16 protein-coding genes and 2 pseudogenes are annotated in these 19,413 nt (G+C 69.7%); 9 read left to right on the top strand and 9 right to left on the bottom strand.

Features of this window, described 5'->3' with window-relative positions; translation table 11 throughout:
* A pseudogene (locus tag ACFYXM_RS35615) lies at positions 1-120 on the top strand (IS5/IS1182 family transposase); the annotation flags it as partial.
* A gap of 93 nt (positions 121-213) precedes the next feature.
* Here the strand turns inward: ACFYXM_RS35615 and ACFYXM_RS35610 are convergent.
* The 5 genes from ACFYXM_RS35610 to ACFYXM_RS35590 all read right to left on the bottom strand — a co-directional run bounded on the left by ACFYXM_RS35610 (position 214) and on the right by ACFYXM_RS35590 (position 6,199).
* On the bottom strand, positions 214-534 hold the full coding sequence (locus tag ACFYXM_RS35610) for a beta/gamma crystallin domain-containing protein (RefSeq protein WP_389295820.1): 321 nt from the start codon (positions 532-534) through the stop codon (positions 214-216).
* Positions 531-1,271 (bottom strand): integrase core domain-containing protein, encoded by a 741-nt coding sequence (locus ACFYXM_RS35605; protein ID WP_389295817.1) that lies wholly within the window; start codon positions 1,269-1,271, stop codon positions 531-533. The genes ACFYXM_RS35610 and ACFYXM_RS35605 overlap by 4 nt, the downstream gene beginning before the upstream one ends.
* A 139-nt stretch (positions 1,272-1,410) precedes the next feature.
* Positions 1,411-2,655 (bottom strand): serine hydrolase domain-containing protein, encoded by a 1,245-nt coding sequence (locus ACFYXM_RS35600; protein ID WP_389295815.1) that lies wholly within the window; start codon positions 2,653-2,655, stop codon positions 1,411-1,413.
* A gap of 238 nt (positions 2,656-2,893) precedes the next feature.
* Entirely contained in the window at positions 2,894-5,425 is a 2,532-nt protein-coding gene (locus ACFYXM_RS35595; protein ID WP_389295814.1) for an FtsX-like permease family protein, read from the bottom strand.
* A gap of 3 nt (positions 5,426-5,428) precedes the next feature.
* Positions 5,429-6,199, bottom strand: coding sequence for an ABC transporter ATP-binding protein (locus tag ACFYXM_RS35590; protein ID WP_389295812.1), 771 nt, complete (start codon positions 6,197-6,199; stop codon positions 5,429-5,431).
* Positions 6,200-6,722: 523 nt separating this feature from the next.
* Here ACFYXM_RS35590 and ACFYXM_RS35585 point away from each other — a divergent pair.
* Positions 6,723-7,769: a hypothetical protein gene (locus ACFYXM_RS35585; protein WP_389295811.1), complete on the top strand. Its 1,047-nt coding sequence runs from the start codon at positions 6,723-6,725 to the stop codon at positions 7,767-7,769.
* Between the two features lie 420 nt (positions 7,770-8,189).
* Here ACFYXM_RS35585 and ACFYXM_RS35580 read toward each other — a convergent pair whose 3' ends face one another.
* The gene (locus tag ACFYXM_RS35580) at positions 8,190-9,455 is read right to left on the bottom strand and encodes a serine/threonine-protein kinase (protein WP_389295809.1); all 1,266 of its coding nucleotides are present in this window, start codon (positions 9,453-9,455) and stop codon (positions 8,190-8,192) included.
* Positions 9,456-9,956: 501 nt separating this feature from the next.
* Between ACFYXM_RS35580 and ACFYXM_RS35575 the strand changes: the two genes are divergently transcribed.
* On the top strand, positions 9,957-10,208 hold the full coding sequence (locus ACFYXM_RS35575; RefSeq protein WP_389295807.1) for a hypothetical protein: 252 nt from the start codon (positions 9,957-9,959) through the stop codon (positions 10,206-10,208).
* Positions 10,209-10,289: 81 nt separating this feature from the next.
* Here ACFYXM_RS35575 and ACFYXM_RS35570 read toward each other — a convergent pair whose 3' ends face one another.
* On the bottom strand, positions 10,290-10,529 hold the full coding sequence (locus tag ACFYXM_RS35570) for a hypothetical protein (protein WP_389295805.1): 240 nt from the start codon (positions 10,527-10,529) through the stop codon (positions 10,290-10,292).
* 267 nt (positions 10,530-10,796) lie between these two features.
* Here ACFYXM_RS35570 and ACFYXM_RS35565 point away from each other — a divergent pair, with 267 nt between their 5' ends.
* Together ACFYXM_RS35565 and ACFYXM_RS35560 are read left to right on the top strand one after the other, a co-directional pair.
* Entirely contained in the window at positions 10,797-11,981 is a 1,185-nt protein-coding gene (locus tag ACFYXM_RS35565) for a sensor histidine kinase (RefSeq protein ID WP_389295821.1), read from the top strand.
* A complete protein-coding gene (locus ACFYXM_RS35560) occupies positions 11,969-12,628 on the top strand; it encodes a response regulator (RefSeq protein ID WP_389295803.1) in 660 nt (219 codons plus the stop codon). Before ACFYXM_RS35565 ends, ACFYXM_RS35560 begins: the two co-directional genes overlap by 13 nt.
* A gap of 405 nt (positions 12,629-13,033) precedes the next feature.
* On the opposite strand, the gene ACFYXM_RS35555 is transcribed toward ACFYXM_RS35560, so the two are convergent.
* The gene (locus ACFYXM_RS35555; RefSeq protein ID WP_389295800.1) at positions 13,034-13,624 is read right to left on the bottom strand and encodes a TetR/AcrR family transcriptional regulator; all 591 of its coding nucleotides are present in this window, start codon (positions 13,622-13,624) and stop codon (positions 13,034-13,036) included.
* 283 nt (positions 13,625-13,907) lie between these two features.
* Between ACFYXM_RS35555 and ACFYXM_RS35550 the strand changes: the two genes are divergently transcribed.
* The 4 genes from ACFYXM_RS35550 (at position 13,908) to ACFYXM_RS35535 (ending at position 18,752) form a co-directional block, all read left to right on the top strand.
* Positions 13,908-14,849: an alpha/beta hydrolase family protein gene (locus ACFYXM_RS35550; protein ID WP_389295798.1), complete on the top strand. Its 942-nt coding sequence runs from the start codon at positions 13,908-13,910 to the stop codon at positions 14,847-14,849.
* A 533-nt stretch (positions 14,850-15,382) separates the two neighbouring features.
* Positions 15,383-15,562, top strand: a complete 180-nt coding sequence (locus ACFYXM_RS35545; protein ID WP_389295796.1) for a hypothetical protein — start codon at positions 15,383-15,385, stop codon at positions 15,560-15,562.
* A 355-nt stretch (positions 15,563-15,917) separates the two neighbouring features.
* Positions 15,918-17,117 (top strand): AAA family ATPase, encoded by a 1,200-nt coding sequence (locus ACFYXM_RS35540; protein ID WP_389295795.1) that lies wholly within the window; start codon positions 15,918-15,920, stop codon positions 17,115-17,117.
* An 18-nt stretch (positions 17,118-17,135) separates the two neighbouring features.
* Positions 17,136-18,752, top strand: a complete 1,617-nt coding sequence (locus ACFYXM_RS35535) for a VWA domain-containing protein (protein WP_389295793.1) — start codon at positions 17,136-17,138, stop codon at positions 18,750-18,752.
* A gap of 454 nt (positions 18,753-19,206) precedes the next feature.
* On the opposite strand, the pseudogene ACFYXM_RS35530 reads toward ACFYXM_RS35535, so the two are convergent.
* Positions 19,207-19,413, bottom strand: a pseudogene (locus ACFYXM_RS35530) (hypothetical protein); the annotation flags it as partial.

The raw sequence follows: 19,413 nt of genomic DNA, 5'->3' as shown, positions 1-19,413 counted from the left end.
TTCGAGGCTCTGATGGACGGGATGATCGCGGGGGCGGCCCGGCGCGGGCAGACGGACTTGTCCTTGGTCAGCGTGGACTCCACGGTCGCCCGCGCTCATCAGGACGCTGCGGGCATGCGGGCATGCGGGTCGGCGAGGAGGTCCTGAGGTCTCTGGAAGCCCGTGGCGGCCCGCCGGAAGGAAACGGCGGGCCGTCAGGGCTTCGAGAACAGCTCAGACGATGCGGATGTAGTCGATGGTGATCCGCGGGAAGGTCACGGACGACCACTTCAGGAGACTGTAGGTGGTCCCGCCGGGCCCCCGGAGCTGGACGGCGTTGTTCCCTGTACTTACGGAGGTCACGTTGGGGATCTGATACATGTCGGTGGTTCCCGAGTTGGCGAAACACAGCGAGCCGCCGTCGTAGTTGATCCGCAGCAGGTCCTTGGGACCACAACCGGTCTCGTTGATAGCTGCGGCATTGCCGGCGGGGACGGCGACGGCGAGCATCGCGGCCGCGGCCGTAGTGGTGAGCGCCTTCGTGATTCTCTTCATGGTGCGAACTCCTCGCATCGGCACCTGACGGTCCGATTCATAGGGATGACGGGCCAACCGTGATAGTGGAGACGCGTTCGTGTGTCATGCGGCCAGGGTGAGCTTAGCCTTGATCCACCGTCAGTTTCTGAAGTGATTTTCTGAGGCTTCGCACCCTGGGTTGTAAGGGCTGTGGCCGTGGTGGGCAGACGGTATCCGCTGGTCTGTCCAGCTCGGGCCTTGCCCCCGGAGGGTGGACACCCGTTCGTGTTGTTATGCGGCAAGTGCCAGGGTGGCTGACTGCTGTTCGTAGGCGATTGGCGCCTGCTGTCCGTTCGCCGAGTGGCGTGGGCGGGTGTTGTGCGGGTGGTCCAGCGGAAGACCTCCAGGCGGCATGCGTGGGCGCCGTCGAAACGGCGGGTACCGCGGAGCGTCTCGTGTTTGAGGGTGGCGTTGAACGACTCGGCGAGTGCGTTGTCAGCTGAGGTGCCGACTGCTCCCATTGACTGCCGCACCCCCAACTCGGCGCATGCAGAGGTGAATTGGCGGGAGATGTGCTGCGCCAAGTGATCGTTACGGAAGACGGCGGCAGCCAGGCTGCCGCGCGTTCGGGCGGCAGCCCGCAGCGCGTTGGTGCCCCCGGCTGGTGGCCAGGGCGAGGGACACGCCGCCCTGGGCGTTTTCGATGCGTCCGGCGGTGTTGGTGCACCGCCGGAATCGCCCGGGGTGTCTTCGCCGGTTATGTGCGTGAGGGGCATGACGGTTCCTGGATGTCGTAAAGGGTGTGGGGTGGCCGCGTGGCCGAGTGCCGGTCAGGCGGCCGGGGCGCTCTCCGTCACGAGGACCCGCCCTGGTCCGCACTGTCCGGGAGTTTCCGGCCACGCCGTAACGGTCTCGTCACCCGCAGATGGCCGTGTCGACCAGGTTCGTGACCTGCTCGATCTTCTGCATGGCGTCCTTGGTCATTGCCTCCATCGAGTCCTGCTTGGCGGTGATCGCGCCGGGCAGGGCGTTGACGGCCACCGTGACCTCACGGCCGTCGCTGGTCACGCCACCGCGAGTCTCGTAGCCATGGATGTCGCCGCCGTGGCCCCACAGCGTGCCGCAGGACAGAGTGATCTTGTCGAGGCCGAGACCGAAGACGGTGTTGGGCTCCTCGTCCGGTGATTCAACGGTCCTCTGCATCTCCTTCAGCTGCGCTGCGGGCACCACCTTGCCGCCGACCAGGCCCGCGAAGAAGCGGTTGAGGTCGCGCGGGGTGGAGATCACCATGCCTGCGGCTCCGGAGACCGAGGGGTCCATCTCGGTGGCGTTCTTCAGCTCGCCTCCGGGCGGCGCGATGTAGCCCTCCATACGCGGCTTCCGGACGTTCTTGTCCCCGGGCTCGGGCCAGTAGGTCTGCTTCAGGCCGAGCCGTTCGATGACGCGCTCGGTGACCGCTTCGCCCACCGGCTTGCGGGTGACCTTCTCGACGAGCATCCCCGCGATGATGTAGTTGGTGTTGCTGTACTGGCGCCTCTTCCCGACGGGGAACACCGCCTTGTGCCGCAGCGTGGGGCTGAGGAGTTCCTTCGCTGTGTAGGTCCGGCTCGGGACGGTGGCGGTGCTCGCGTCCACGAACTCGGTGTAGTCGGGGAGGCCGCTGGTGTGCCCGAGCAGGTTCCGCACGGTGATCTTCTTGCCGTCGTAGTCCGGTCCCTTGACGACGCCCGGCAGGTAGGTGTCGATCGGTTCGTCCAGCTTCACCCTGCCCTCGCCGACCAGTTGCAGGACGGTCGCGGCGACGAATGTCTTGGTGTTGCTGCCGATCCGCACGTGCCCGTTCTTCGGCGGAGCGGTGCCAGTCTCGCGGTTGCCGACCCCGGCCGTGTAGTCGCGGGTCTTGCCGTCCTTGCCCTTGACGGAGACCAGCACGCCGGGGAATCCCGCCTGCACCAGCTCCCGCATCGCCTTCTGCAGGGCAATCTCGTTCTTGGCCGTGCCGATCTCAGCCTCGGCGTCGGACGCGTCGCCGTCCCTGCAGCCCGTCAGGCCGCCCACAGCAAGGACGCTGACCACGGTCGCCACGGTGATCCGTGACAGCCTCCGGCGGCGCTTGGACGGGACGTTCGGGCGGGGGGCGGGCTGGAAGTGCTCGGACACCGTTGCTCCTCAAATCACCTGGTAAGTGGTGTGGGGGACGTTTCTCAGTAACACCTCAAGAATCTCGATCAAGAGCATCCGGCTCCATAACGCATGCAGGAAGAAACATGGTGTAGCCAGTGCTACCGTCCCGGTACAGCGACCACGACGGACCGGCCACCTACTGGTCCGGCACAGCTCAGTCGGGTGCGCCGCCCGATGGGCAGCACACCCGACTGATGCGGAGCGGCGCGCGGTGCTATTCGCGGATGCCCATTCCCTCGACCGGCGGGGTGCGCAGGAGCCGCCCGATCGGGATGATCGTGGACACCAGCGCCAGCGCGGCCGTTCCGCCGATGATGACGACCAGGCCCAGCGCCGGAACGTATGGGACGGGCTGGTTGGCGACGGCGTTGACGATCGAGGACAGCGTGACCGCCGCGACCGCGACGCCGATCGTGAGCGCCACGCCCAGCAAAGCGGCCTGCTCCGCATTCGCCATCCGCTTCACCTGGCGGCGGGTCACCCCGACCAGACGCAGCAGCGACAGCTCCCGGGCCCGGGCCAGCGCGGCCATGATGAGCGTGTTGGCGGCCGCGAGCACCGCGTACCCGACCAACACGGCGACCAGTAGCCGGTTGAGCCAGGAGCTGATCGCCAGGTCGTTGGCCAGCTTGCCGGTGAACTGATCGGTGCCGGTCACGGTGCTCGCCGGGTACGCGCCCGCGAGCTTCGTCAGGGCCGGCCCCACGTCGGCGCCCGGCGCGCTGCGGATCAGCACGTGGTCGTCCAGGCCGGTCGCGGTGTGCCCGGCGAGCGTTTCGTTGGTCAGTGTGACGTCGCCGAACCCGAAGCCCCGGCTGTAGACGGCGACGACCCTCAGGGCGACCGGCGTGCCGTCCCCGAGCCACAGCTTGGCCGTGCTGCCGACCTTCCAGCCCGAAGTGTCCGCCTGGGACGAGGAGACCGCCACCGTGTCGCGGCCCCGCAGGTCGTCCAGGTTCCCGGACGTCACCTTCAGGTCCATGGTCCTGCTCGCACCCTGCGGATCGATGCCCTGCGCGACCACCGCCATCGCCTCGTCCATGAAGGGCACGAGCACCGAGGTACGGCGGACCCCGGTCGCGGCGAGCACCCCGGGGATCCGCCGGGACTGCGCGGCCGCCGCGGCGGGCAGGCCCGCGCCGCCGACCAGCGCGTGCTGGGCGATCGTGCCCTCCTTGCTCTGGATCACAGTCTGGCGTTCCAAGTTGTCCTGCAGGAACCAGACGGTGCCGCCGAACCCCACGGAGAGCACCAGCGCCGTCAGGACGGCGACCATGCCGCGCGCGTTTGCCCGCAGGTTCGCGGCGGCCAGATACCCGCTGTCGCCGAACACCGTCCGCAGAACCGGGGCGAGCGCCACGGCGGCGGCCCGGTTGATCCACGGGGCGAGCAGCGCGATCGCCAGAACGAACGTGCACAGCATGCCCACCGCGGAGCCCATGGCGGCCTGGCCGCCGGTGCTGCCGGTGAAGGCGATCAGTGCGAGCGCGACGCCGAGAAGCGCCACGCCGGACACGATCCGGACCTTGCCGCCCAGAGCTGGCTCCACGGACGCCTCGCCGAGCGCCTCGGTGGGACGGATGCGGGCGGTACGCCGGGCGGCGATCCAGCCGGAAAGCAGCGCGACGATGGCCACCGCAGCGGCCACCGCCGGCGCGGCCAGGACCCCGCCGTTCATGGTGAACGTCTCCGGGACGAACCCGCGGGTCACCAGCTCGGCCCTGATCCAGAGCCCGGCGAGCAGGCCGAGCGGGACACCCACCACCGCTGCGAGCAGGCTGAGCATGCCCATCTCACCGAGAACCAACATCCGCACCTGGCCAGGCGTCGCCGCGACCGCCCGCAACAGGGCGAAGTCGCGGCGGCGGTGCCGCACCGACAGGCCGACCGTCGCGGCGACCACGAAACTGGTAATGAGCGCGGCGTAGCCGCCGAACGCGCCGCCGGCCTCCACGGTGAAGCTCTTGGCGGCGGCGGCCTCAGGCTGTTCGGCCAGCCCCCGCTCATCACCCGTGTACACCTTCGTCCCGGTGCCGTCCGCGATGCGCTTCACCGCAGCGGTGACGGCCGCCCGGTCGGCGCCCTTCGCGGGAAGAACGCCGATCGTGTCGACAAGGCCTGGACGGGGGGAGAGCCGGGCCGCCTGTACGTCGGTGAAGAACACCACCGCCTGCGGCCCGCGCGCGCCGGACGTCCCAACGACGCCGCTCACCCGGACCTGCCGGACGGCACCGTCGGTGAGTATCGTCGTGGTGCTGCCGGGACGCAGCTTCCCCGCCGCTGCGAGCCGCTGGTCCACGGCGATCTCGCCCTCGACCCGCGGCGCGGTGCCGGACACCACTTCGTAGGGAGTGAGCGCCGCGCTTCCCCAGCCATGGCCCGTGACCGGCACCTTCGGCGCGACCGCCGCCGCGACGCTGATCGTCCGATCTCCCACCGCCCGCGCCACGCCAGGGACTGCGGCGACCTTGCCGACCAGCGACTCCGGGACGCCGCCGCGCTCGGGCAGTGTCACTGTGCTGGTCTCACGCTCACCGAACCGTTCCGGCCCCTGCACCGTGATTTCGTGCTTGGCGACGACGGCGAATGCCGCGCCGTACCGCTGCTTTTCCCCGTTGTACCGCAGCCCCGACTCCACGAGCACCCCGCACACCGTAAGGATCACGACCCCGGCGGCGAGCGCGATGAACGTCGCGATGAAAGTGCCCTTGCGGTACCGCAGCATCTGTGCAGCGAGTCCGAGCACCGCTCAGCCCTCCCGGCTCGCGACGGGCTGCTGCCAGCGGCGGTCGAGCATCGCCAGCTGCTCGGCGATCCGCTGGACGCCCGGCTGCGGCATGTCCCGCATGATCCGGCCGTCGGCCAGCACCATGACGCGGTCGGCGTACGACGCGGCGACCGGGTCGTGGGTCACCATGATCACTGTCTGCCCGGCCAGGTCGACCACCGACCGCAGCAGAGCCAGAACCTCGGCGGCTGTCTGCGTGTCGAGTGCCCCGGTCGGCTCGTCGCAGAAGATCACCTCGGGCCGGGTGACCAGCGCCCGTGCGATCGCCACCCGCTGCTGCTGGCCGCCGGACAGTTCCGCCGGGCGGTGCCCAAGCCGGTGGCCCAGTCCGACCCGTCCGATCACCTCCGCGAGCCACGCCGGGTCCGGGCGCCTGCCGGACAGCCGGGACGGCAGCAGGATGTTCTGTTCCACGGTGAGCGCGCCGACCAGGTTGAACGCCTGAAAGATGAAGCCGATCCGGTCGCGGCGCAGCTCGGTCAGCCGCTTCTCCGACATCGACGACAGGTCGGTGGTGCCGATCATGACACGGCCTGAGGCGGGCCGGTCCAGTCCGGCCGCGCAGTGCAGCAGGGTGCTCTTGCCTGACCCGGACGGCCCCATCACCGCCGTCATCGTCCCGTGAAGGAACCGGACATCGACCTCGGCCAGCGCCGTGACCGGTTGATCACCTCCGTAGGTCTTGCTGACCCGCTCGAGGCGGACGGCTTCGGTGGGCAGGGGCACTGACATGGGCGGGCACCTTCCAGGAGCCTGAGATTCGACAGCCTTCGACGGTAGGAAGAGCGCCCCGCCCCATCAATGCAGCCAGTTGCCCATGTGAAGTAGTGCAGGCACCACCGAACACCTCCTCTCCGCACCGCCCGCGATCAGCGCCGCACACAGCGGGTGCCGGTGGTCGCCTTCCTCAAGGACGCGAACGCTCGCGAGGAACCCGCGGTGGATCCGGTGGCCGACGGCGTCGGTGCCGTCGGAGGCCAGATGCTGTGCCGAGCCCCGGCGACAGCGCCCACGACGCCCAGCCCGAGAGCATGCCGCCCTGCCGGAACGGTACGGCGGTCGGCACCGTGGTCGTGGAGAGGGGGCGGGCCTGGGAGGAAGAGATACTCATGGCCTGTGTCCGCATGGCCGCCGGGCGGTGTTGAACGGCGAGGGCAGACTCACCCGGAACCCGCGCCTGCCCGCGATCGTCACTGACGGGTGAGGGGCCTGCGCTCCGGGCCTCAGCCCTGGTGCACAACGAGAGTGAGACGGCATGAAGGACGAAGTGGCTGGCGCACACCGTCCTGAGGCGGACGAGGGCGGCAGGCACGACGGCTCGCACGGCGGCTTCGCCCGCGCCATCGTGACCGTCATGCGACGCAACTGGCGTGTCCTGCTGGGGCGGACGGTGTGCGTCACCGGCCTGGCCGCACTGGGAGGCCTGGCGGTGACCGCCGCCGCCTTCGCCCTCGCCAGGCCGGCGTTCGCCGAGATGTGGAACGGGGCATTGGCGGCACGCGAGGACGAGGACTCGTACGCCCCCGACGTATCCCCCTTGCTGGTGATCCTCCTCGGCGGGCTCCCTGCCCTACTGCTCATCCTGTGCCTCGGATGCGCGGCGCTGCAGACGGTCCACTCGCGAGAGGTCGCCGCTGCGGTTGCGGGTCGGAGCAGAGCGAAAGAGAAGGAGCGACCGCCAAACGGGACGTGCTCTCGGCTCGGCCGGGTCACCACGGTCTATGTACTGCGCAGCGTGGCCGTGTGGACGATACCCATGTGCGCGATGCTGGTGACCGAATACCTCACCTCCACCACGTTCACGGCCCCGGCCCCGCTCCGGCCCGAATCGGTCCGCTCCGATCTCGTGCGCGTCGTCGTCCCGGGTCTCGCCGTCGTCGTGGCCCTGCTGCTCCGGCTCGGCCTGGCCCTGGCTCCGGCCGCGGCAGCAGGGGACGGACTCACCCCCATGGCGGCGCTGCGCCGGTCGTGGTCACTGGTGTGGGGGTGGACGCCGTCGCTGCGGACCGTGGCCGTCGTCCTGCCGACAGGCGTGATCACCGTTGGGACGTACTGGGTTCTGCACCGTGCCGGAGGGCCGCTGCGTGACGGGGTCAGGTCCGCTGTTCTGACGTACGGCACCGACAATCCGTATGTCGCATACGCGGCGGGTGTCCTCGCTCCGATCGCCGCCGCCATGCTACTGACCGCGGCCCTGGTACTTCCCGCTGCCCACACGGCGCACGCCGTGCTCCACGAGCGCTTGTCCTCGCCCGGCGGACTTGCGGCAGGGACCGGAGGGAGGGCCGTCGTGACGGAGTGACGTCATGGTGTCGTGCACGAGCCCGCTGGGGCGGCGGTCGGCTGCAAAGGGGGAGTTGCCGGACACGGCTGCTGCTCGCAGTGGCACCCGGCCATGGAGGCGAACACCCCACCGGGCGTTGTCATGTGGGCCTGCCTGGCGATGTATCAGGGGGTAGTGGCAGCCCGTTTGGTGGTCGTGGGTCAAGCTTCCGTGGCCGGGCCGACGCTGCTGGTGACCTGGTCCCGGAGGGTGAGGCGGTGATCATGTCGAGGCGGTGCGGGGTGGCGGTCATCAGGTGGTGGCGGGGCCGGAAGCGGGGGTGAGCTGCCGCAGAACGCGGGCAGGAACCCTCTGCGCTCCGTCGGCCGAGCGGAAGCCTTCATGACCCGTTCCCGCTGTCCCAGCAGGCACCGCCACGACCACCGAGATCAGATCGACCTACTGGTCCTTCAGGACCCCCAGCCCGTTCAGCAGACCGGTCACGATCACGAGAAGCACCAGTGCTGCTGCTGCAGCCATCGCCACCCGGCGGTGCCGGCCGTCGAACAGACCGCGCAGGCTGACGATCAGGTGGTGCCGGCTGCCATCGGGCGGATTCACGTCGGTCCGTTCGGAGCCGTCGCTTTCCCCGGACACCGAGGGGACTGCCGCTGCGCCGCGGTCCCTGCCCGAGTGCGGGGCCGATGGCTGTGGGGCGAACTGGGCGGATGCCGCCTGCTGTGCGAAATACATCCGCGGATCGAGCGCGTTCGGTTCGTATGCCTGAGGTGACTCCGGTGCGGTCGGCTCGTACGACGGTTGCGCCGATGGTACGGACCCGGCCGGTCCCGTCGAATCCTCGGCCGCCGTGACCGGCTGCCACCAGCCCTCGCCCCGGGTCAGCGTCATGCCCTTCGCCGCCGCGATCCCGTGACATTCTTCGATGATTTCGGAGAGCACGGGCCGCTCATCCGGTTCCTTGGCCAGACAGCGTGCGATCAGTGGTTGCAGTGGTTCGGGGCACGAGGCCAGGTCCGGCTGCCGGGCCACGATCCGGTACAGCAGCGCGTGCCCGTCGCCCTCGCCGAACGCATGCCCACCGGTCGACGCGAAATACGCGATGAGGCCGAGCGCGAAGATGTCGAGTGCCGATGTCGCGGGTTTGCCCTCCGCCTGTTCCGGCGACATGTACGCGGGCGTTCCCAGGCGCACGTCCGTGCCGGTCAGCGCCGTCGCCTCGGCGGACCGTGCGATGCCGAAGTCGATGACACGGGGGCCATCCGCGGCGAGCAGCACGTTCGACGGTTTCAGATCGCGGTGCACCACGTCGGCCGCGTGAATGGACTGGAGCGCCTCGGCCACACCCGCGGTCAGCAGCAGTACGGTCTGCAACGACAGCGGCCCGTGTCCGAGCACGGCGTCCGCCAGCGAAGGACCGGGGACATACGCGCTGGCCATCCACGGTTGCCGCCCGTCGATGCTGCTGTCGAGCACTGCGGCGGTGTATGCCCCCTGCACCCGGACTGCCGCCTGCACCTCGCGGGCGAAACGCCGCAGGAACTCGGGGTCCTGCGCGAACTCACGCCGGATCACTTTCAGGGCAACGGGCTGCCCGCCTCGGGTGTGGGACAGATAGACGCTGCCCATCCCTCCCTCGCCGAGCTTTCCACGCAGCATGTAACCCGAGATCTCGGCCGGATCCTCCGGCCCCAAAGGCTCGATCATGGTGATGCTCCTGCCCGCCCTCTCTCTTTCTCGTACTCAAGTCCGTTGGCCAGGCCATTGGTCCCACAATTCGCGGAGAACGCTTCCGGAGGAGTGGTCCCGGCCGTGAATGCCTCTCGGCCTCGTTCAGCGGGTACAGCCTGCTGCAACCCCGGTTCGGGGTGTGCGCGACAATGATCCGGGCTCCCACAACTGGTGTCCTGCGCAGGTCGGTTGATGCGCACCGGAAGGGATGCTCCGGTGAGCACGCGCACCCCTCAGTACGGGTTCCGGACCGGAACACAACAATGAACCGATGCTTCCCGCAGACCGGCGCGGTCGTCCGGGCGGCTTGCGGGGGAGCCTCCGTCACCGACCGCTGACCTGGTTCTGCTCGCCGGCGTACCTGCTCGGCCAGCTGGCGTGGACGCCGTACGTTCTGTTCGGAAGTGGTGTGGGCGCCCTGGACCTCTCCTGCCCCGGCGGCGCGGCCGGTCAGCCACCGGGCGTTCTGCCCGGCGCATGGGCGACCGGCCGGACGTGTCCTGGTGGCAGGCGGCGGAATTCGTCGTCACCACCATCGCCTTCAGCTCCGTGACGACCCGGGTGTTCAACCGCACCGGCGGGAGCCTGCCGTTGGCCATGCTGCTGCACGTCAGCTTCAACAACCACTTCTCCGTCCCCTGGTCGGAGATGTTCCCATGGCTTTCCTCCGGCAACACCACGCATGCGTTCCTGATCAGCTCGGGTGTGTCCCTTCCGTGCACACCCTGACCTGCGTCGGCACAACCGCCGGGCCTGACGACGCGTCGGGCGTCGCGCGGACGACTTCGCGGCGGCTGAAGGCGGCAGAGCTCATCGACGGCTCCGCAGACGGCGCACGACCAGCACCATGACGCACACCGCGGTGACCCCGCCGAAGGCCAGGTGCGCCCTGCTGCCCGCCGCACCGTACGAAACCACCATGTTGCCGATCACGCTGATCACCAGGGCCACCCGGAGCAGGACGCCGACAACGTCCGCAGGGCTGATGCCGTCCTGCGCCCCGTCCCGGCCGTCGGCCGGGACGGGGCGGTAGGGGTCCGTGTGTGCCACGGGAGCTCCTTCCAGATGTCTGCGGTGCCGTTGACACTACGGACCGGTCTCTCCCCGGCCCATCCCTCGTGCCGCCGAATCGGTGGTACAGCAGGCTGTACCACCGACACCCGCCATGTCGGCCCAGGCATAGAGTGATTGGCACATCCGGAAAGCGAGGCAAGGAGGAGCGGGGTGACTACCCAGCAGAACTTCAGGGCCGACGACCGGGCCGGATCCGGCGCGACGGGCTTCGTCAAGGACGTCGTCGGTGCCGCCTCCGCCGCGCTGGGACAGCTCGCGAGCGGCTTCGGGACGGCCCTGCTCGCGCTGGCCGTCCTCGGCTGGTTAGCCCTGACGGCCGCGGCCTGCCTGGTGGGCATCGGCCTGCTCGTCGCCCCGGCCGGGCTGCGCGCCCTGCACGCGCTGGCCGGCCATGAGCGCGACCGGCTCAGCCACCACGGTGCCGAGGTCGTCGCCCCGGACCCACCGCCCACCCAGCTGCGTCTCGCCCTCGTCGATGCCACCACCCGCCGTGAGGCCGGCTGGCTGGTGACGCACGCCACGTTCGGCCTGTTCCTCGGGCTGCTAGGCATTGTGCTGCCGATCGCTGCTGTCCGCGACACCGCCTTCCCGCTGCTGTGGCCGTTCGCGCCTGCGGATGCCACCAGCACCGCACTGGGGTTCGGAACAGCGGAATCCTGGCTGGATGCCGCCGCAGTGTGCCTGCTCGGCGTGGGCTGGATCGCCATCATCCTCGGCCTCGGCCCCAGTCTGGCCCGACTCCAGGCCTGGCCCGGTGTGCGCCTCCTGACGGCCGGGCCGGACACCGATCTCCCCCTGCGCATCATCGAGCTGACCGCGACCCGGGCCGCCGCGTTGGACGCCCACGCCGCCGAACTGCGCCGTATCGAACGTTCCCTCCACGACGGCACCCAGAACCGCATCGTCACCGTCACCGTGCTGCTCGGTGCCGCCCGCCGTATGGTGGCCCGCGACCCGGTCGGCGCCGATGAGCTCATCGAACGCGCCCAGTCCGCCGCCGAACAGGCGCTGGCCGAACTACGGACCGTCGCCCGCGGCATCCTGCCGCCCGTGCTCGCCGACCGTGGCCTGGCAGACGCGCTCTCCGGGCTGGCCGCACACTGCGCAGTGCCCTGCCGGACCGACGCCCGTCTGCCGGAGCGGTGTGCCTCCTCCGTCGAGGCGACCGCCTACTTCGTGACGGCCGAGGCCCTCACCAACATCGCCAAGCACAGCGGTGCCGCCCAGGCCACCGTAACCGTCCGAATCCGGGGCGGCCGACTCCTGTTACGCATCGAGGACGACGGTCGGGGCGGTGCCGACGAGAAGGGCGGCTCCGGCCTCACCGGCATCCGCCGCCGCGTCGCGGCCCATGACGGGACTCTTCACCTGACCAGTCCGCTCGGCGGACCGACGACCCTTGAGGTGAGTCTTCCATGCGGATCGTGATAGCGGAGGACGACTCATTGCTGCGCGAGGGCCTCGCTCTCTTGCTGCGCGCGGAGTCGCTCGACGTGGTGGCCAAGGCCGGAACGGCCGACGAGGCGCTGGACGCCATCGACACGCACCGGCCCGATGTCGCCATCCTCGACGTACGAATGCCGCCCACCCACACCGACGAAGGCATCCGCGCCGCCATCGAGGCCCGGCGTCGGCACCCCGGTCTCGCCGTCCTCGTCCTCTCCGCATACGTCGAGCAGACTTTCGCCACCGAACTACTCACCGGCGGCATCAGCGGCATCGGCTACCTTCTCAAGGAACGTGTCGGACGGGTCGAAGAGTTCCTCGACGCACTGCGACGGGTCGTGGACGGCGGTACTGCCGTCGACCCCGAAGTCGTCGCGCAACTGTTCACGCGCTCACGCCGGGACACCCGGCTGGAACGCCTCAGCCCACGTGAGAGGGACGTACTCGCCCTGATGGCCGAGGGGTTGGGCAACTGCGCCATCGCCGAACGGCTCGTCGTCACCGACGGTGCCATCCACAAACACATCCGCAGTATCTTCGCCAAGCTCGACCTTGCGCCCACCCAGCAGGTCGACCGGCGCGTCGCCGCCGTACTGCACTACCTGGAGGACGCTCGCCGCCGGGTCTGACACCGGCCCCTTGCTCAGTTCTTGGTGGTCGTGGCGGTGCATGCCACGGCTCGTGGATCTTGGTGGAGAAGCTCCGCGGGGACCTCGGTGATTTCGTGACCGAGGCCTTCACGTCCCTGGCGCGCAAGAGCCGGCGCCGACAAGGGGCGAGCTCAAGCGGTCAGCGCATCACCGCTGTTCAGGAGGTCGGCGTAGACCTCTGCCGGATTTCGGGGCAGCCCTTAGCCATGGACTTTGCGGGGACGTCGCCGGGGAACCGGAGTCTGAGCCGGACCGCGATCTGCTCCGGCGACCAGTACGGTGCCGGTTTGGCACCCACCAGCGCACGTGATCATCTGTGGATGGTGCGTCGACCACTTGAGGGTGCCCCGTTTGTGCGAGGTCCCGTCATCGCCGACGGCACCGTCAGTGCGGGTCGCGGAGTCCGGCGACGAGGAGGGTGACGAGTCGGCGCGCGTCGTAGCGGGGATCGTCCTCGGCGCCGATGCAGAGGTTTCCGATGCCGCGCATGAGCTGGTAGGCGTCGATGCCGGGGCGGATCTCGCCGGTGGTGGCGGCGGCGTCGAGGAGTTCGGTGCACACGGGCAGAAGGCGGTCGAGGAAGTAGGTGTGCAGAGTCTCGAAGCCGGTGCTGTCGGCCTGCATCGCGGCGGCGAGTCCGTGTTTGGTGACCAGGAAATCGACGAAGAGGTCGGCCCACCGCGCGAGCGCGGCGTGGGGTGTCGGGCCGGCCGCGAGCAGGGCAGGACCGGCTTCGGCGCAGGCATCGATCTGGTGGCGGTAGACGGCGATGACGAGTTCCGCCCGGGTGGGGAAGTGGCGGTAGATCGTGGCCACCCCGACTCCGGCCTCGGCCGCGATGTCGCGGACCGGCGCCTCCACGCCGGACATGACGAAGACGGCGGCAGCCGCGTCCAGCAGAGCCTGCTGGTTGCGCCGTGCGTCCTTGCGCTTGGACCGGGCCGAACTGCCCGCGGTCTGGCCGCTGTCGTTCACCGCGGCACTCCTTCCGTCGACCTGCCTTGAAATACGGAACCATGTTCCGTATCGTAAATGGAACAAGGTTCCGTTTCATTCATGATGACAGACCGGACGGCTGGCGGCTGCCCGCTGCCGTCATCCCGCTCCCCCGGGACGAAGAGAGTGACCGGCCGCACCCGGAGCCGGTGCGGCCCCACACGAGAAGGCACTCCTTCCCCATCCCGCCCGGCCTTCGGCGACACCGACGGCCGGGCCCACGAACCCCAGAGTTCAAAGGCACTGAACGAAAGGCACCTCCATGTCCGAATCGGGCATCCCGAACGAGCACAGGTCCGCAGGTGTGCCGGTGACGGTGATATCCGCGAGGCCGGTCGTCCTGTCCGCCCCAGGCCGGGGCGAGGACCTCCAGGTCCGCGTGTCAGCCCCGGCGGCCGGCGGCGACCTGCCCGTGATCGTCTTCTCCCACGGCTATGGCTCGTCGATGAACGGCTACGCCCCGCTCGCGGACCATTGGGCCGCGCAGGGCTTCGTGGTCGTCCAGCCCACCCACCTCGACTCCCGCACGCTCGGCATCCCCGCCGAGGACCCCCGCACGCCCCGGATGTGGCGCCACCGCATCGAGGACCTCACCCGCGTGCTCGACGGCCTCGACGCCCTCCAGGCCGCCGTGCCGGGCCTTGCCGGGCGCCTCGACCGCGACCGTATCGCCGTGGCCGGCCATTCCTGGGGTGCCCAGAGCGCGAGTGTCCTGCTCGGCGCACGCGTCCTCGACGCCGACGGCACACCTGGCGAGGACATGTCCGACCCGAGGGCCAAGGCGGGCGTGCTGCTCGCTCTGACAGGTCTCGGCGACGACCTGACGCCGTTCGCCGCCGAGCACCTTCCCTTCATGAGGCCGTCCTTCGCCACCATGGCTGCCCCCGCCCTCGTCGTCGCCGGCGACAAGGACCAGTCCCACCTGTCCAGGCGCGGACCGGACTGGTTCACCGACCCCTACACCCACAGCCCCGGCCCCAAGAGCCTGCTCACCCTGTTCGGCGCGGAGCACTCGCTGGGCGGCATCCCCGGCTACGAGGTCGCCGAGACCACCGACGAGAACCCCGCACGCGTCGCTCTGATCCAGCACCTCACAACGGCCTTCCTGCGCAGTACCCTCCTCGGCGAGGACGGCGACTGGAAGGCGGACGCCACCGCGCTGGAGGAAGGCCCCGACCCGCTGGGGAGGCTGCAGAGTAAGTAGGCGAGCCCCACTCAGGCCGCCGCGCTGTCCGGGGACGGGGGGTGCCCCGGGCGCCCCGTCCCCGGACAGGCGGGGGGCCGCCCGCACCGGGCGGCCCCCGGAGCACCCGCCGACACGGCCGCTACCCCTCCACGCCGTACCCCGCTCATACCGCCTCCCTGCCCCGGCCACTGCCGTCGGCCGCTGCGCCTTCGCATTGGTTCATGCCGCCGCTGACGGCCTGGCCCCTTGCTCTCCCGCCCGCCTCATGTTCGCCGTCGCAACCACGGACGGCGTCGCGACCTTGGACGCTGTCGCCTCGGTGATCAGCCGGGCCTCCCGCACCCACAGAGACCATGCGGGAGCGGATCAGGATCCGTCCGTGCAGCGCCTGTCCAGCGCCACGGTCAGCTGCCCGTGCCACAGGGCATGGAAGGCGACCGGCAGGACTTCGATCGGGTTCCGACCGCCTCGACGCCCTCGCTCAGCAGCCGCGCCTCGGCGAACGCCTCAAGCACGGCGGCCGCAAGTCCCGGACGGCCACGGTTCCTCGGGTGCCGGTATCCGGCCAGCATGCCGACGTCATCGTTGTACCGGGCGAAGAGCTGCGGCACCTACGAGCGCACCTGCCCCTGGTCATCACGCTGAACGCCGAACTGATGAAGAACGTCGCTGAGATCGGGCAGCTGCAGCTGATCTGGGCGGCCTCCAAGTCGCGACCCAAGAAGCAATAGGGCTCAGCAGAAGGAACGTCGTCCAGCACGGCAGCCGCGACGTCGAGCCCAATTGCTTTCCGGGCCGTAAGAACCCCCACCAGCACATACGGGCCGAACGCTGGCCCCCACGACCGGCCTGAACTACACCATCCATACCGCCATCACGTTCTTCGGGCGCGGGCTCTCGAACCGCCCACGGAAGCAAACACAACGGTGTTGACTTCCAGGTCTTCAAGCGACCTCGTTCTGGCAAAGGACCGCTTCTGAGAACATCTCACAGGCAACCGCCCTCGCCCTCAGCTGCTTGTCACTTCGTCGTGACCCTTGGGGCGTCTCGTCAGCCCAACAGGGCGTTACAGGCCAGGAGCCGAATATGGGAGCGCAGGACTCGCAGGATACGGCTACGAGGCTGCGGGCGATCAGCGGCGAGCTGTCGGACCGCTTCCACGAACGGGCCGACGCGGTGCGGATCCTGATGGTGACGCTGCTGGCTGGGCAGCACTCGCTGGTGCTCGGTCCGCCTGGAACAGCCAAGTCCGAGATGGCCCGTGAACTCACGGGCAGGATCGAGGGTGCCGCCTACTGGGAGATCCTCCTGTCGAAGTTCACCGCGCCCACGAGAATGTTCGGCCCCATCGACGTCGCCGCGCTGGCCCGGGGCGAGTACCGCCAGATCTACGACGGCCGTGCCACGACCGCGCACATTGCGTTCATCGACGAGATCTTCAAGTGCTCCACAGCGGCGCTGAACGAGACGCTGGGCTACCTCAACGAGCGGATCTACCACCCGGAGAGCGGCGGTGAGCCGATCCGCTGCCCCTTGATCGGAGCCATCACAGCGAGCAACGAACTTCCCAGCGGGGAGGATACGGCCGCGATCTACGACCGGCTGCTGGTGCGGATCGAGGTCGGGTACCTGGAGGACCCCTCGAACTTCGCCGCGCTGGTCCGCTCTGCCGTCAGCCGCCCGGTGGCGCCAGCACGGACCACCGTCGAACTGCCCGCGTTACAGCATGCCGTGAGCGAAGCCGTCCCGGCCGTGGACGTTCCGGACGCGATTGTGGACGCGGTGTGCACGCTGCGCGCCGCCCTGCGCCGCAAGGAGCTCGTCGCCTCCGACCGCCGCTGGCGGCAGGCGGTAGCCCTGCTCCAAGCATCCGCGTACCTCGACGGCCGCCCGGCGGTCACCGAGACCGACCTGTCGGTGCTGACCCATGTGCTGTGGGACTCCCCGGCCCAGCGCCCGACCGTCGAGCGCGAAGTGCTGCACCTGGTCAACCCCGACGCCAAGGAGGCGCTCGACCTGGCCGACACCATCGACGAGCTGGAGGCACAGCTCGACGCCATGGCCGGGCAGTCCCGCGAGGCGCTGAGCGATTGGGTCATCAAGAAGGCCCACAACAAGCTCGCCATGGCGGGGAAGCGGCTGGAGAAGCTGCGCGAAGAGGCGGCGGGCGCCGGCCGCTCCACCGCCACCATCGACCGAATCACCGGCCGCCAGCGGGCCGTCCGGGCTCGCGTCCTCACCGAGGCCCTCGGCATGGACGCGAGCACGGTGCAGGCCCAGCTCTGAACACAGGGGAGCAGGACCATGGGTGAGACACCGAGCAGGCTCGACGAGCTGGGAAGCCGGGCCAGGACGCGGCCGGGCCTGTCCGCCACTGATCCCGAGCGGCACACGGCCGTGGTCGCGGACCGGTTCGACCAGATCACATGGCGCGACACCTACGAGCAGTCGACCGGGCTGCGCGAGCTGGACGCAGAACTGAACGCACGCTACGACTGCACCACCGACCTTCTGGCCGACATGTTCCTGGCCGCCTACAAAGGAAGCCCGCGGTTGCGCGGGCGCGCGGAGATGGCCCCCTGCCGACTGGTCAACCACCAGATCGTCACCGCGCTGGTGGATTCACCCGAGTTCGCCGACCTGCGCCGGGAGACGGTCGGCGACCCCTACGCCGCCGCCATGGCCGTGCTCGCCCAGACCACCGCGCTGCGCCGGATCCTTGAGCGCTCCCAGGATGCCCAGGAACAGGCCGAGCAAGCAAAGAAGGCCCAGGAGAACGCCGAAGGCGCGGCGACCGCCGTGGCCGAGGCACTCCAACAGCCCGCCGATGAGGCCGCCGAGGGCTGCGCCGTTCCGGCCCCGGCCGCAGACGCCGTACAACAGGCGAGCAGGACGGCCGAGGCCGCCGCAGCCGCTGCACGGCAGGCCGCCCAGGACGCCGCACAGGCCCTCGCCGCGGCGGCCCCCGGCATCCGTGCCGCTGCGCGGAACGCGGTGACGAAGGCCGCGAGGGCCGCGCGAGAGGAGGCCGCGTTGATGCGGGCGTGGGGTGTCGGTCCCGGCGAACTGGAGCGAATGCCGTTCGACCAGCGCGCCTCACTCGCCGAGCGGCTGCGCACCAGCCGTCTCGCACAGTGGGTCGAGCTGATCGGCCGCTTCCGGCAGATGGCCGGCGGCGAACGAGCCCGCAAGGTGCAGAACGCCACCGGGGAGCTGGTCGGCATCACCCTCGGCAATGACCTCTCCCGCGTCATTCCTTCCGAGCTGGCCAGCCTCGGCCTGCCCGAGCTGCGTGCGGTGTTCGCCGCGCGCTACGCCACCGGGGAGCTGATGCTCTACGACAGCCAGGGCGAGCAGACCACCGGCCAGGGCGCCATCATCGCGTGCGTAGACACCTCGCACTCCATGTACATGGAAGGGCCTGGCGGAGTCACCCGGGAGGCATGGGCCAAGGCGTGCGCCCTGGCCCTGCTGGATCAGGCCCGCCACGCAGGGCGTGACTTCGTCGGTATCCTGTTCTCCGCCGCCGACAAGATCAAGGTCTTCCGCTTCCCGGCCGGCCGGCCCGCCGACATCGCCCGGACTCTCGACTTCGCAGAGACCTTCCTCGGCGGCGGTACCAGCTACCAGACGCCCCTGACAACGGCCGGTGACCTGCTGGAGGAGGAGTTCAACGACACCGCCCGAGCACGCGGCGACATCGTGATGATCACCGACGACGAATGCGGAGTCACCGAGGCATGGATGCGCGGCTGGAACGACACCAAACACCGACTGGGTTTGCGCGTCTTCGGCGTCGCCATCGGCGCCCTGCCCGCCGCCGGAGTCGGCTCGGTCCTGGACGCCCTGTGCGACAACCTCCGCTCCATCAAGGACCTCACCGACACCCGCGCCGCCGCCGACCTCTTCCGCGTGATCTGACCCGACCTCGGCCCGACTGTCCACCGACCTGCTCCCGCGAGCGGGCGGCCGTCTTCAGCTCCTGTACGTGTTGTTCAGGTGCTGGCGGGCCGTCTGCGTGAAGAAGTGCATCGTGCTGCTGAGGTCACGGTGAGCGGCAGAGACGTCGGTGATCGCCTCCTCCATGTCCCCGGCGCGTGCTGCGTTGGCAATGTTGAGAGCGCCGCCGGAAGCAGCAGAGGCAACACGGGCAACACGGGTAACTTATTCGAGTCCCTCCATTTCGGTCACAGCGAGCACGCCGAACAACGGGTTCAGGTCGAGCTGTGCTGGCCGCGCGAGAGTGCGGGAGTCCCCAGGGCTCGGCGATCTCGCCCCTGTTGGCGAACCTGTTCATGCACTACGCGTTCGACACCTGGATGGACCGGTTCTTCCCGGGCGTCCGGTTCGAGCGCTACTGCGACGACATGGTGGTTCACTGCCAGGTAGGTGTGTCGCTGCACCTGGCCTCGGCGTATGCATCGGCGGCGGTCGACTGGCGGCGCAGTTCGGCCGTGAGACGTCTTCGCGGTGTGGCTCGTATCGCGTCGAACGCCCCTGTGGTGGGGGATGCGTGGTCGGGGCCGGGGGTGAGGAAGTCCGGGGCCCAGCCGGAGGCCGGCACGAGGGAACCGAGCAGCGA

It is taken from the genome of Streptomyces sp. NPDC002476, from assembly GCF_042889785.1.
Classification (GTDB): domain Bacteria; phylum Actinomycetota; class Actinomycetes; order Streptomycetales; family Streptomycetaceae; genus Streptomyces.
This window is presented reverse-complemented; position numbering and strand designations above follow the sequence as displayed.

Bases quoted from the DNA above. Each gene is read 5' to 3' on its own strand.
- ACFYXM_RS35610 (WP_389295820.1), bottom strand. From the start codon at position 534: ATGAAGAGAATCACGAAGGCGCTCACCACTACGGCCGCGGCCGCGATG.
- ACFYXM_RS35605 (WP_389295817.1), bottom strand. From the start codon at position 1,271: ATGCCCCTCACGCACATAACCGGCGAAGACACCCCGGGCGATTCCGGC.
- ACFYXM_RS35590 (WP_389295812.1), bottom strand. From the start codon at position 6,199: ATGTCAGTGCCCCTGCCCACCGAAGCCGTCCGCCTCGAGCGGGTCAGC.
- ACFYXM_RS35585 (WP_389295811.1), top strand. From the start codon at position 6,723: ATGAAGGACGAAGTGGCTGGCGCACACCGTCCTGAGGCGGACGAGGGC.
- ACFYXM_RS35580 (WP_389295809.1), bottom strand. From the start codon at position 9,455: ATGATCGAGCCTTTGGGGCCGGAGGATCCGGCCGAGATCTCGGGTTAC.
- ACFYXM_RS35575 (WP_389295807.1), top strand. From the start codon at position 9,957: ATGGGCGACCGGCCGGACGTGTCCTGGTGGCAGGCGGCGGAATTCGTC.
- ACFYXM_RS35560 (WP_389295803.1), top strand. From the start codon at position 11,969: ATGCGGATCGTGATAGCGGAGGACGACTCATTGCTGCGCGAGGGCCTC.
- ACFYXM_RS35550 (WP_389295798.1), top strand. From the start codon at position 13,908: ATGTCCGAATCGGGCATCCCGAACGAGCACAGGTCCGCAGGTGTGCCG.
- ACFYXM_RS35540 (WP_389295795.1), top strand. From the start codon at position 15,918: ATGGGAGCGCAGGACTCGCAGGATACGGCTACGAGGCTGCGGGCGATC.
- ACFYXM_RS35535 (WP_389295793.1), top strand. From the start codon at position 17,136: ATGGGTGAGACACCGAGCAGGCTCGACGAGCTGGGAAGCCGGGCCAGG.